The organism is Thermoflexus sp. (genome assembly GCF_042408815.1).
Lineage (GTDB): Bacteria > Chloroflexota > Anaerolineae > Thermoflexales > Thermoflexaceae > Thermoflexus.
Genome location: NZ_JBHOQR010000012.1, coordinates 16,308 through 28,907, shown reverse-complemented (window position 1 = coordinate 28,907; position 12,600 = coordinate 16,308). Strand labels below are relative to the sequence as shown.

Here is a 12,600-nt window from a genome sequence, read left to right as displayed (position 1 = left end):
GCGGCTACGAGCCTAAAGTGGCAAGAGCCCGCCGGTAAGCCTCCAGGGCCTTCTGAAGCTTCCCGGCCCCCTGATAGGCATCTCCCAGAACCTGCCAGAGCCGCGAGTCGGTGGGCCGCAATTGCACGGCCTGCTCCAGATCCGTGATCACCGTATCGCGCATCGAGGCGACCCGCAGGAGGCGCTGATATTCCCGAACCGCGCGCGCCGTGTCGCCCAGATTGAAGAGCAGCCGGGCCATCGCCAAGCGGGTCTCATGGTCGCGCGGCTGCTCCTTGAGCCGGACCTCATATTCCGCCAGGATCCCCAACAGCGGTCCGGCCATCGTTTCCGCGATCGGAACCGCCTGCAGACGCTCCAGCCAACGGAGATCCACGGGAGGAAGGACCTCCGGCACCTTCCCTGCGGGCGGAACCCCCTCATCCACTGCCAGCAGATCCCAGATCGGTGCTGCCACAGCAGGCGGGGTTCCAGCCATCGGCGGGGCAGGTTCTTCTTCCAACCCCGCTTCCCTAACCTCCTCCCTCCCCGGCGGGGTTTCCGTCAGAAGCTCTGGGGGCATGGACTCGACGGGCAATGCTTCCCTACCCGATAGCACTTCCGCAGGCGCTGGTTCCTGGAACAGCCCGAGCTCCGCCATCCACTCCGGGGGGATCTCCAGCGGCTGCGCCGCGGCCTCCTCCAGCAGCGCCTGGAATTGGGCCTCCTCGGAAGGAGTCGCCTCCAGCGCTTCCTCCGGCGGCTTAAGGGCCAGCAGCCATTCCGGGAGCACCGCTTTCTCTTCCGCAGCCACCTCCTCCATCTCCACGCTGGATGGGAGCTCCGGGAGTTCCGGCGAAGGCGCTGCCTCCACGGGTTCCGAAGGAAGAGCGGGCTCCTGTGCTTCCGGTGGACGACGGCCCAGGATCTCCGCCATCCGGGCCTCCGCCTCCCGCTCCGCCTGGGCGCGCAGCATTTCCTCTTTCCCCTCCGCAATCCGAGCCAGCCAGGCCAGGGCCTCCTCGGGGCTCAAGGACTCCGGAAGTGGAGGAAGACCAACGAACTCCGGGGTCGGGCCCCCAGAAGGTTCCTGCACCCGCTGGATTCCCTCGACCTCTGCAGGAAGCTCGGTTCCAGGAACCTCCTCTGCCTGATGGGCTTCAAGCGCTGCTTCCTCCGCGGACCGGATCTCCTCAGGCGGTGCGACGATCTCTGGGGCCTCCGCCGGAGGAGGCCCTGGCCACTCCAGGCCCGGGAATCCCTCCTCTTCCCACGGGACCTCCCGTGGGGGCGGAAGCTCTTCCTCCGGCGGCAGGGCGAAATCCGCCTTCAACCACTCCGGCAATTCGGCTTCCGGGATGGCCTCCTCCATCCCAGGTGGGGCTGGCGCTTCCACCGCGCGAAGCCATTCGGGCCCCTCTTCCGCGACTGTGGTAGGCCCCTCCTCTTCGGGGAACGGAGCCCCTTCTAGCGCGCGAAGCCATTCCAGCGGCTCGGGGATCGGCTCTGGAGGCGCTTCCTGCGGGATCTCCACGGGGGGAGGAGTTTCCGGAGCCATCTCGGGAACCTCCTCCTGCCCCACCGGGGCAGGGGCTTCCGCGGATGGGATCGCCTCACCCAGGGGAAGGCCTAAGGCCTGCAGCCACTCCGGGATCTCCTCCTCTTCCACCGGAGGTCGGGCATAGGCAGGAGTGGGCGGCACATATATCAGCCGTTCAATCCGCACAGAAGCCGGCTGGATGGAGGCCGTGGGGCCAAGGAGATCCGGGACCAGGGTGAGCTCCGGATCCACGGCCGCGGCCCGTCGGAACAGCTCCCGGGCATCCGCCTCGCGGCCGCTGGCTATCCAGAACTCTCCCAGGATCAGATTGGCCTTCAGGCAGTAGGGCAGCTCCTGCAGCAGGCTCTGAGCGGACCGGGCAGCTTCCAGGCGACGTCCATCCCGCCATAGCACCTCCAGGTAAAGAGCCCGCAGATCATAGCGGCGGGGCGCTTCCTGAAGAAGGCTCTCCAGCTCCGCGATGGCCGCGGCGTATAAATGGCCCCGGGCATAGAGACGGGCCAGCGCGCCCCGGGTAAGGGGGAGGAACTCCGGCGGCGCTCCGTCGCGGCGGGCATAGAGCTTGGCCAGCTCCTCGCGAATGAACTCATTATAGGGGAGGATCTCATAGGCTCGTTCCATCTGCCAGGCAGCCTCGGCAATCTTCCCCTGTCGCTCGTAGAGCACACTGAGGCCAATACGAGGAAGGAAATCCTCGGGGTCCGCGCCAAGCGACCGGGCGAAGAGATCCATCGCCGCTTCATCCTGGCCTTTCTCCAGATAAGCCTGGCCCAGCAGGCGATAGACCCTGTAATACTTCGGATAGCGCTTCAGGATATGGAAACAATGGGCGATGGCCTCATCGTAGGCCTCATCCTGAAGAAGGCGCTCAATCTCTGCACAATACTGGGAAAGCGCGATCTCCTGCATCCGGATCCCCCTTCCCCTTGGGTCAATTCGATTATAACGGAGATTGAGGGAGAGGGGGCCGTGCAAGAGCGGACGCTCGCGGGCCGGTTGGAGCCGGTTCCCCATCTCCCGGCGTCAGCGTGCTCTGGTCAAATGTCCAGATTCAGCGGGAACATGGGCAAGCTCCCAGACCCCACCCGGTCTTTACAATGCCTTCGGCCGGTGGCGATTCCGGAGTCGATAAACCGCGAAGGCGATCGCCCCGGCCGGGAGCACAAAGGGGCCGCCCCGCACCAGCATCCAGATGCTGATATCCACCAGGCCCCGCAACAGGATCCCCAGCACACCGGTGGCCTCACGGAACGTTTCCCCAGGATTCCAGACGAGGGGCGTCGGTGTGGGGGTCGGTGTCGGACGCAGCGGTTCCAGGATGACCGTGATCAGCGAGTAAGCGGAGCGCCCCTTCAGGAAGTTCATGCGGCCTTTCACCTGGGCGATCTCTCCCTCCAGCTCTCGCAATCGCGCTTCGACCTGAAGGGCTTCTTCTACCGACTTCGCCTCTTTCAGGAACTCCCGGAGCCGGGCCGCCGCCGCCTCCAGGTTGGCCAGCCGGGCCTCCAGATCCACATACTCCTGGCTAACATCCTGGCCGGAGGTGTTTTCATCCACGACTTTCACCCACCGAGGCGATCACCACAATGCCGAAATAGGCCATGCCAAACTCCCCAAGGATCACCTCGAGGGCGAAGATAACACCGGCGATGGGCGCGTTAAACGTGGCCGCAATCCCGCCAGCCGCGCCTGCCGCCACCAAGATCTTGATCCGCTCCTCCGAAAACGCGAGCAGCTGGCCAATCGTAGACCCCAAGGAGGCCCCAATTTGCACGATAGGCCCCTCACGTCCCGCCGAGCCGCCCGCGCCGATGGTGAACATGGCTCCAGGATAGAGCGGGCATTGGAGCAGGGCCGAGGGTATGCCACACGGGCACAGAAAACACGGGGACCTCCTCCCTCTTTCTGTGGAGCTCATCCAAAAGACGTCGGGCCCCCGATGAAGGCTCCCCGTGGGGCAGCCCCTTCCGGATCCCTAAGAGCTTTAGAGAGTCGGTCAAGCCACCGAAGGCGACCGGCCCTCTGCGAAAGCTCCGCCAGAAAACCCATCGGTGCCGGAGAGAGGCACGACCTGAGCCCTCGAACCCAATGGTAGCCGGTTAAGCCCAATCCCTCTAAAATCAGAAATCAGAGGGCGTGTCACCTTTTCAGGGGTAGACGCATCGAATTTAAAGGGTGAAGGAGGAGGGGGCCATCCATGGCTGTGCGACCGATCGTCCTGGCGGATCAACCGATCCTGCGGCAGCAGGCGGAGCCCGTCACGCGGATCACGCCGGCCCTCCGGCGCCTGATCGATGACATGGTTGAAACCATGCGGGCGGCGGAGGGGATCGGCCTCGCCGCGCCCCAGGTGGGGGAATCCCTCCGCGTGATCATCGTGGAGGTCCCGGAGGATGAGGAGGTCCCCGGGAGCGGTGTGCTGTATGTGGTGATCAACCCGGAGATCGTGGAGGCTTCCCCCGAGATCGTCGAAGGGGTGGAGGGATGCCTCTCCATCCCTGGATGGTATGGATGGGTCCCCCGTGCCCGTTCCGTCACGGTGCGGGGCCTGAATCGGGATGGGCGAAGGGTTCGGATCCGGGCAGAAGGCCTGGTGGCCCGCGTGTTCCAACATGAGATCGATCATCTGGATGGCATCCTCTTCCCGGACCGGATTATGGATCCGACCCGCATCTGGCGCGTTCAGCCAGCCCGGGAGGCCATTCCGGAGCCCGTCCCGGCCCGTGCTTCCCCCGGCTCGCGTCATTAAGGGGCGCATGGCCAGGCGTCGCTCAGGGGATGGATCCTCTCCAGGTTTGAGGGCACTCGGCCCCCAAGCATCTTTTTCCTCCCTTCTCTGGTGCTCGCAGGGCTCCGAGAGGGGAAAAGCGCATCCCACCATCCTGCATGCGATCTCAATGGGATACCCTATGAGTCCATTTCGGAGGGAAGCTCGAATGGAGAACCTGATCATTCTGGGAGCCGGGCCTGCCGGGTTGACGGCGGCCCTCTACGCTGCACGGGCGAACCTCTCGCCGTTGGTCATCACCGGCAACAGCGTCGGCGGCCAGATCGCCACCACAGATGTGGTGGAGAACTTCCCGGGTTTCCCGGAGCCCATCGGCGGCGCCGAGCTGGCCGAACGCATGAAGCAACAGGCGGAACGCTTCGGCGCCCGCTTCGAGTTTGATGAGGCGATAGAGGTCGACCTCCGGCGTCATCCTTTCCGGGTGCGCACCTATAGCGAGGAATACGAGGCGAAGGCGGTGATCGTGGCCACAGGGGCAACCCCTCGCCGCCTGAACGTCCCTGGCGAGCAGGAGTTCTGGGGGCGAGGTGTCTCTGTATGCGCCACCTGCGATGGCTTTTTCTTCACCGACAAAGAAGTGGTGGTGGTCGGCGGGGGCGATAGCGCCTTCCAGGAAGGGCTGTTCCTCACCCGCTATGCCCGGAAGGTCACCATAGTCCATCGGCGGGATCAGTTCCGCGCCCAACCCATCCTTCAGGAGCGCGCCCGGAGCAACCCCAAGATCTCCTTCCTGATGAACACCGTCGTCACCGCCATCCTGGGCGACGGCAAGGTGCAGGCGGTGCGGCTGAGGAACGTGAAGACCGGGGAGGAATGGGAATTCCCCACGGATGGCGTATTTATCTTCATCGGTTACGAGCCCAACACCGCGCTGTTCCGGGGGCAGCTGGAGATGGACGAGGCGGGCTATATCAAAGTCAACGAGCGGCTGCACACCAGCGTTCCGGGGGTTTTCGCCGCCGGCGAAGTGCATGATCGATGGTTCCGTCAGGCCATCACCTCGGCCGGATTCGGGGCCATGGCGGCCATGGAGGCGGAGAAATTCCTGGCCGAGCTGGAACACCAGGGTTACCCGGCCCTGACCGCCACGGGGGAATTGTCCCGTTAAATCTGCAGGGGCCGCTTCAGCGGCGACGGGACAAGATGCGTCAAATGCATGCAACCTGGGGACCTTCAGCCGGTGACCGGCCTTTGTGTCGAATGAATTCGACCTTATAGGCCTCCGGCCCATGGCCGGCCTGCGCCGGCGTAGGCCGATTTCCAATCGGCGCACTGGTTATGTCGGGATGCCCTGCGGCTAAGACCTTTGGGGAACGGGGGGACGTCTTCCGCGCCCTCGCGGCTCACTCCTCCGAATCCGACACCGGGAGGACCCGCCGGAGCGCTTCCTGGAGATCTCGGGGGAGAGCGCTTTGGCGGGCCTCCTTCCGCAGCCACTCCTTGAGTTTCCGCGCGTGAACGACCGGGATGCTGCTGCCTTCCACATCCAGGCGCGCTTCCGGATGAGTGAAGACAATCACCGGCTGAATGGGAACCTCCTTCCCATCCAGCCGACGGACGAAATAGCGACGCAGGGCTTCGGCCTCCAGCTGGGCTTCCCGGGTCGGGTTCCCCAGGGTATCCTGAGCCATCCAGCGCAGGAAACGCCGGAAAAGCCCCATCGGCTGGGACCACCGGTCGTTCCGACAGCGAATCTCCCCCTGTTGCCATTTGACGACAAAGGTCCGCACCCCATCCGGGCCCACTAGGACGTGCTCTGCGGGGAGCATATAGTGATAGAGCACGTATCGATCATCTAGGCCTTTGAGCGCCTGGGTCAACGCTGCCTCCGGCCGGTCCGGACGCACGAAGCGATGGATGTAATAGATCCCGATCTGGGTCAGCCCGAATCCCACGAAAAAGGCGATGACCGGGATGAATGCGAGCTGAGGATACAGCAAAGAGGTCACCAATCCGAGGATCAGGATGATATAGCCGATGGGGAAGGCCCAGTTGCCAATCGCCGCCCGACGCTGGATATACCGTTCGTTGCGCACGACTTTCATCGGTTTCAGGCCTCCCGGTTGAAGTCAGGGATCGAAGGAGCGCCAGCCCTCACCCCGAAATGGAAACCGATCCTCCCATCCACCGTTCGATGCGTTTGGAGGAGTAGGCAACGCGCGCTTCACGCGCCGCGCAGCTGATGATACTCCTCGGGGGTCAGGAAGCGCCCTCCCTCAATGGTTCGTTCCACCACGCGATAACGGCCATCCAGATGCACTTCCGCTCGCATTAGCTGGAAACAGCGGTCGTCCATGATCTCCTTAATCAGCACATAGCCGGTTCCGGCTTCCTCAGGATTCAGGTCATACCGGCGGTCGGCCCGGACAGCAACCGGAGCCCCGCATCGCTCACACTGCACGTAGAGCCAGATTGCATCGGGATCCAGCTCGGTGATCTCCCCGCCCAGGAGCTCCCGAATCCTGCGCCAGATCATGGCCGGACCTCCCTTTCCAAATCCCGAGCTCGCTATTGGAACCGTATTGTATCCTGATCCAGACGGATGGGGTTAAACGTGAACGGCGGGGGCCGGATGCCGATCTCCGTTTCATCCATGGGCTTCCCTCTCCGGGCCCTCCCAACGCCCGAGGATCAGCGAGACGTTGTGCCCCCCGAAACCGAAGGCATTCACCAGCGCCCGGCGCACCCGGGCGCGGCGGGCCACATTGGGGACGTAATCCAGATCGCATTCGGGATCCGGGGTTTCATAGTTGATAGTAGGATGGATGATTTGGTGAACCAGTGTCAGCGCCGTGGCGATGGCGCCCAGTGCCCCCGCCGCGCCCATCGTGTGACCGATCATGGATTTGGTGGCGCTGATCGGGATCCGGTAAGCGGTCTCCCCAAACACCTGCTTGATCGCCATCGTCTCGATCGGATCATTTAACCGGGTGGAGGTTCCATGGGCGTTGATGTAGTCGATCTCCTCCGGCCTGAGCCCCGCATCCTGGAGGGCCCAGCGCATCGCCCGAGCCGCTCCGGCCCCCTCCGGCTCAGGGACGGCGACGTGATGGGCATCGGCGGCGTTGCCGTAACCCAGGACCTCCGCATAGATGCGGGCGCCTCGGGCGCGGGCGTGGGAGAGCCGTTCCAGCACCAGGATCCCAGCGCCCTCGGCGTAAACGAAGCCATCCCGATGGGCGTCGAAGGGACGGCTGGCCCGCTCAGGCTCCTCGTTCCGGGTGGAAAGGGCCCGCATGGCCGCAAAGCCGGCGATGGCGAAATCGGTGATCAGGGCCTCCACCCCGCCACAGATCACCACATCCGCAATGCCCCGGCGGATCCACTCGGCCGCCTCGCCGATCGCCTGGGCGCCGGTGGCACAGGCGGCAGCGACCGTGGCGATCGGGCCCTTGGCCCCGAAGTAAACGCTCACGTGGTGGCTCGGCATGTTGGGGATCGAAGCGACGAGGGCGAAGGGGCTTACCCGAGCCAGCCCCTGGGTGCGGAAGATCTGGATCTGACGGTCCGCCACCTCATACCCCCCCATCCCGACCCCAATCAGCGTCCCCACCCGCTCAGGATCCGGGAACCCATCGAACCCGGCGTCCCGCACGGCTTCCAGCGCCGCCACCACGGCGAACTGGGAACAGCGGGCCATGCGCCGGGCCTCTTTCGAGGGGAGGGCGACGGTCGGATCGAAGCCCTTCACTTCGCCGGCGATGCGGACCGGGAGACCCGAGGCATCGAACTGGGTGATGGGGCCAATGCCGGAGCGGCCGGCGATCAGGCCCTCCCAGAACGCCCGCACGTTCAGGCCCAGGGGGGAGAGGGCCCCCATCCCGGTGATCACCACCCGCTGGTTTTCCGAACGGGAACACAGCATCTGACTCATCCAGGGCAATCCACGGAGCTTTCTCATCCATCCCCGAACCGCAAAGCTTCATCCAGGAAGGCGAAACATCGTTTTGAGGCCGGTCGGGTCGCCGGGGGCGATCCCCATGGCCTCAAAAATCCGGGAACATCCCCAGCGATGGCATCCCCGCTCAGATGATCCCCACCTGACTGTAGTCCCCCAGGGTGAATTTATACGCCTTCGGCTTCATCGGCGAGTGGGTGATCACCACACGGCGGCCGATCAGGCTGTCGGCGATCCGCGGGATGTCCTCAATGCGGCAATGCTCCAGCACAATGCTATGCTCGATCTCGCTGTTGATGATCTCGCAGTGATGATAGATGCTGGTGAAGGGGCCGATATAGCTGTTCACAATGCGGGTGTGTTCGCCGATGATCGCCGGGCCACGGATCCGGCTGTTAATAATCTCCGCGCCCTTCTCGATGACCACCTTCCCCTCCAGCATGGAATCCCGATCCACATAGCCCTCCACCCGCGGCTCCAGCTCCTCCAGCACCAGACTGTTGGCGGCAAGCATATCGATGGGCTTCCCGGTATCGATCCACCACCCGGTGTGAAGATAGGGGTAAACCCGGTAGCCTTTCTCCACCAGATATTGAATGGCATCCGTGATCTCCAATTCGCCCCGCCAGCTGGGGCGGATGGCTTCCACGGCCTCGAAGATCGGCGGCCGGAAGAGATAGATCCCTACCAGCGCCAGGTTGCTCCGCGGCTCCCGGGGCTTCTCCACCAGCCGCACGATGCGGCCGTTTTCCAGCTCCGCTACCCCATAATGCTGAGGGTCAGGGACCTCCTTCAGGACGATCTGGGCATCGTAGTCGCTCTCCAGGAACATCTGCACCAGATGGCGGATTCCCCCCTGGATCACGTTATCGCCCAGGAACATCACGAAGGGCGTGTCCCCCAGATAGCTCCGGGAGATCTTCACGGCATGGGCCAGGCCCAGGGGAGCCTCCTGACGGATATAGGTCACCTTCACCCCCCAGCGGCTCCCATCCCCCACCGCCGCCATCACCTCGGGGGCCGTATCCCCCACCACGATCCCGATATCTGTGATGCCTGCGTCTCTGACCGTTTCGATAACCCGGAAGAGAACCGGCTTGTTGGCGATGGGGATGAGCTGCTTGGCGCTGGTGAAGGTCAGAGGATACAGGCGAGTTCCCTTCCCTCCGCTCAGGATCAGCGCCTTCATGGATCTCCCGCTCCTTTTTGGGTGTTCGGGATAGGAGGAATCCACCCTCCCACTTGCGCCCCTTCAGGCACTGGCAAGCAGGATCCGGCCGACCGAACCCCGCCGTGCCTCCAGCGCTTTCCATTCTATCCGACTCCCGGGCAGCTGGCTCCCCCTTACCAGCGCCTTCTCCCTCACTTTTTCCGGGTCGCCAACCGCCTCATGCGGCCCTCCCACGTCAGCCCGCAGGCTGCCCTTGCCCATCACGGCCTTATCCCGGAAGCCGTCCATGTCATCCCCAGCGTGACAACCGCTCACCCTGGGAAGCGACAAACGCCCCTGGGTGCTTTCCTCGACCACCACGTGCGCTCCGATCTCTTGTTCGGTTACCGACCGGAAGTGGATCTCATTCTTGCCCTGCAAGCGAAGAGGCAATCCACGAAGCTCTCTGAAAAGATGACCTGGTAGCCTTGCTGACGAGGGAAAGCCTGGCGCGGGCGCTAAGATCCGATCGGTGACGGGAAAACCTATCCGAGGATCTCATCCCGCCCAGAGGATCACTCCCAACACGGTGGCGTGGACCCGTTCCAGGGCCTCGCGGGCCTGGAGGAGATGGGCCCGGTGAGTGCGACGGACACGCGCGATGAGGAGCGCGCCATCGCTATGCTCCGCCAGCGTCAGGGTCCAGCTCACGGTTTGCGCCGGCGGAGCATAAATCAGGACCCGCTCCGCCCGTCGTCGGAGAGCCTGGAGGAGCTCCCCTACCCTCCGCGGGCTGGGAGGCTGTCGATCCGGCTCCGGCAAGCCGGCGGGCAACAGGATGAACCCGGGGATCCCGGTCTCGACCAGGGCCGCATCGATCGATCCTCCCTTCCCGGTGAGCAGGCCGCGAAGACCGGGCGAAGGGGAAACCCCCAGCTCCTCATGGAGCCGGGGCCGTTCCAGATCTGCATCGACCAGGAGGGTTTGCCGACCTGCCTCTACGAAGGCGATGCCCAGATCCCGCGCCACCTCCGCCGCCGGCTCTCCTGGGGATGCCGGCATGAGAAGGAGGACCTGAAGCGGGTGCTCCAGGCGCAGCGCCTCCAGGTTGGCTCGCAGGATCCGGCAGGCTTCGGATATCATCGGCCAGGATCGGGATTCCATCGCCGCTGTTGGATGCGCAGTTCACGAAAGGACTTCCGGGATTTCCTCCCGCCGCGGGGTTCCGGAAGGAGCTTCCACCCATCGGCGGAGGTTCGCCAGGCCTTCCTCAAAGAACAGCACGATCAGCCCGATCAGCAGCCCTCCCAGGCCACCTAGGGCGACGTTCAAGCGGGTCTGAGGGCGGAACCGGGTATACGTGGGCTCGTCCACCAGCAGTGCGTCGATCCGGTCCTCCCGCCGGAGCCGCTCGTTCTCCTTCTGTCGCCACTCCACAAACTGCTGCGCCCACCGTTTGGCGATCTGTCGAGCCAGCTCTCCATCCAGCGCGCGCACTTCCAGGCGGATCACCATGCTGCGCTCATCCAGGGAAAGGGACATGTTCCGACGCAACTGCTCCGGGGCCATCGCCAGGCCCAGCTCCCGGATCACCCGGCGGGCAGAGGGCTGCGCGGGATCATCCCCGCCATAGACGCTGGAGAGGATCTGGAGGTAACTGTTGAGGAGGGTTTTGGCGGCCTGGCTCTGGCCGAAATCCGGCCGCGCCGGCTGCACGGCGATCGTCGCCACCGCCCGATACACCGGTGTCTGCAGCCGGCTGTAGACGAAGGCCAGGCCCGCAGCGGCCAGCGGGAAGAGGATCAGCGCCCACCCCCGCCGTCGCAGGAGCCAAAGGTAATGCCGGAGGAGCAACCATTGTTCCGTCGCCCGGGTTGCCCCCAGTTCCATCCAGCCGATCAGCAGGGCCAGCGCGCCTCCCAGTACCATCCCCATCAGTGCCCCGGCCGCCACATTGAAGGCCGTCTGGGGGCGAAATCGCCCGGCGACCGGTTGATCCACCAGGAGCGCATCGATCTGGTCCTCCTGACGCAGCGTCTGGTTTTCCGTCCGGCGCCATTCGATGAAAAGCTCCGCCCACGTCCGGGCGATCCGCTGCGCCATCTCCGGATCGTAAGATCGGATCTCCAGCTCGATCAGGAGACTGCGCTCATCCGCCGAGAAGATCGCGCTGTGCCGCAGCTGCTCGGGCGTCATATCCAGCTGCAGGGCCTGGATCACCCGGCTGGCCGAGGGCTGATGGAGATCCCCGCCCCCATATGCGCTGGACATGATCTGCACGTAGCTGCTGAGGAGGGTTTTGGCAGCCTGGCTCTGACCGAAATCCGGCCGCGCCGGCTGCACCGCGATCGTCGCCACCGCCCGATACACCGGCGTCTGCAGCCGGCTATAGACGAAGGCGCTCAGGGCGGTGGCAACAGCCAGGACCGGGATCAGCCACCCCCATCGCCGCAGAATTAGTATGAGATCCCAGAGGCTCATCGGGCTCCCTCACAGGGCTTAGGCCATTGGGCCCGGGTTTGAGGAGGCTTTCTCCCCTTTATTTTCCCCGGCGTCGAGGGATCTCCCCCAGCACCCGGAAGCCCAGGCGCTCCACATCCGTTCGATCCCAGATGCGGGGATCCAGGAAATCGGCCAGGAAGGCCAGGGTGAATCCCCCCAGGAGGCCCAAGGCAATCCGGAAGAGCGGTTCCAGCCGGGCACGCAGGGAAGGCGCAGTAGGCGAGGCGGTGGGGACATCCAGCGGCGTCAGCACGGCCATCCCCTCCCCCGACTGGGGCCAGACCTGATCAACCTCCCGACGCGCCACCGCCACCGCCGCCCGGGCGATCGCCTCCGTCACCCCTGGATCCGAAGCGGTGACATAGAGAACCACCAGGGACCGCTGATAATCCGAAGCCATGGCCCCCTGAACCGCGGGGGGTGGGAGGGTAAGACCCTCCGCCTGCAACTGCGCCGCCACCCGTTCCGCGAAGTCCCGGCTTCGAACCCAAGCGGAAACGGCCGCGGCCAGGTATTCGCTGGAGAGCCAGCGGTAGTATCCTTCGTAGTCGTAATCCCCGCGGCCCTCCGGCCGAATCCCCACCGCCAGACGAATGGAGGTCTGATAGGCAGGCGCTGGGGGACGATCCAGCACGGCCGCGAAGAACCCCAGCGCGGTGGGAATCAGGGCCAGCCACCCCCATCGCTTCAGCACCCGCAGCAGTTCCTCAAACGTCATCGGA

General features: G+C 64.6%; 12 protein-coding genes. 2 read left to right on the top strand and 10 right to left on the bottom strand.

What is annotated here, in order from left to right; translation table 11 throughout:
- Positions 1 to 4: 4 nt before the first annotated feature.
- The 3 genes from ACFMO3_RS04195 to ACFMO3_RS04185 all read right to left on the bottom strand — a co-directional run bounded on the left by ACFMO3_RS04195 (position 5) and on the right by ACFMO3_RS04185 (position 3,362).
- Positions 5 to 2,449, bottom strand: a complete 2,445-nt coding sequence (locus tag ACFMO3_RS04195; RefSeq protein ID WP_376789184.1) for a tetratricopeptide repeat protein — start codon at positions 2,447 to 2,449, stop codon at positions 5 to 7.
- Positions 2,450 to 2,632: 183 nt separating this feature from the next.
- Positions 2,633 to 3,106 carry a DUF4349 domain-containing protein gene (locus ACFMO3_RS04190; protein ID WP_376789183.1) on the bottom strand — a complete coding sequence of 158 codons (474 nt, stop codon included), beginning with the start codon at positions 3,104 to 3,106 and terminating at the stop codon, positions 2,633 to 2,635.
- Positions 3,090 to 3,362: a chloride channel protein gene (locus ACFMO3_RS04185; protein WP_376789182.1), complete on the bottom strand. Its 273-nt coding sequence runs from the start codon at positions 3,360 to 3,362 to the stop codon at positions 3,090 to 3,092. Before ACFMO3_RS04185 ends, ACFMO3_RS04190 begins: the two co-directional genes overlap by 17 nt.
- Before the next feature lie 375 nt (positions 3,363 to 3,737).
- On the opposite strand from ACFMO3_RS04185, the gene def reads away from it, so the two are divergent.
- Together def and trxB are read left to right on the top strand one after the other, a co-directional pair.
- Positions 3,738 to 4,289 (top strand): peptide deformylase, encoded by a 552-nt coding sequence (def, locus tag ACFMO3_RS04180; protein WP_376789181.1) that lies wholly within the window; start codon positions 3,738 to 3,740, stop codon positions 4,287 to 4,289.
- Between the two features lie 187 nt (positions 4,290 to 4,476).
- On the top strand, positions 4,477 to 5,436 hold the full coding sequence (gene trxB / locus ACFMO3_RS04175) for a thioredoxin-disulfide reductase (protein ID WP_376789180.1): 960 nt from the start codon (positions 4,477 to 4,479) through the stop codon (positions 5,434 to 5,436).
- A 235-nt stretch (positions 5,437 to 5,671) separates the two neighbouring features.
- Here trxB and ACFMO3_RS04170 read toward each other — a convergent pair whose 3' ends face one another.
- From ACFMO3_RS04170 to ACFMO3_RS04140, 7 genes are all read right to left on the bottom strand, one after another.
- On the bottom strand, positions 5,672 to 6,373 hold the full coding sequence (locus tag ACFMO3_RS04170) for a nuclease-related domain-containing protein (protein WP_376789179.1): 702 nt from the start codon (positions 6,371 to 6,373) through the stop codon (positions 5,672 to 5,674).
- Between the two features lie 119 nt (positions 6,374 to 6,492).
- A complete protein-coding gene (locus tag ACFMO3_RS04165; RefSeq protein ID WP_376789178.1) occupies positions 6,493 to 6,804 on the bottom strand; it encodes a hypothetical protein in 312 nt (103 codons plus the stop codon).
- Positions 6,805 to 6,915: 111 nt separating this feature from the next.
- On the bottom strand, positions 6,916 to 8,193 hold the full coding sequence (gene fabF, locus ACFMO3_RS04160) for a beta-ketoacyl-ACP synthase II (RefSeq protein ID WP_376789177.1): 1,278 nt from the start codon (positions 8,191 to 8,193) through the stop codon (positions 6,916 to 6,918).
- 160 nt (positions 8,194 to 8,353) lie between these two features.
- Positions 8,354 to 9,415, bottom strand: coding sequence for a glucose-1-phosphate thymidylyltransferase (locus tag ACFMO3_RS04155; RefSeq protein WP_376789176.1), 1,062 nt, complete (start codon positions 9,413 to 9,415; stop codon positions 8,354 to 8,356).
- A 519-nt stretch (positions 9,416 to 9,934) separates the two neighbouring features.
- Positions 9,935 to 10,519, bottom strand: a complete 585-nt coding sequence (locus ACFMO3_RS04150; RefSeq protein WP_376789175.1) for a CpsD/CapB family tyrosine-protein kinase — start codon at positions 10,517 to 10,519, stop codon at positions 9,935 to 9,937.
- 42 nt (positions 10,520 to 10,561) lie between these two features.
- Positions 10,562 to 11,857: a YveK family protein gene (locus ACFMO3_RS04145; protein ID WP_376789174.1), complete on the bottom strand. Its 1,296-nt coding sequence runs from the start codon at positions 11,855 to 11,857 to the stop codon at positions 10,562 to 10,564.
- Positions 11,858 to 11,915: 58 nt separating this feature from the next.
- Positions 11,916 to 12,596 (bottom strand): hypothetical protein, encoded by a 681-nt coding sequence (locus ACFMO3_RS04140; RefSeq protein WP_376789173.1) that lies wholly within the window; start codon positions 12,594 to 12,596, stop codon positions 11,916 to 11,918.
- Positions 12,597 to 12,600: the final 4 nt, after the last annotated feature.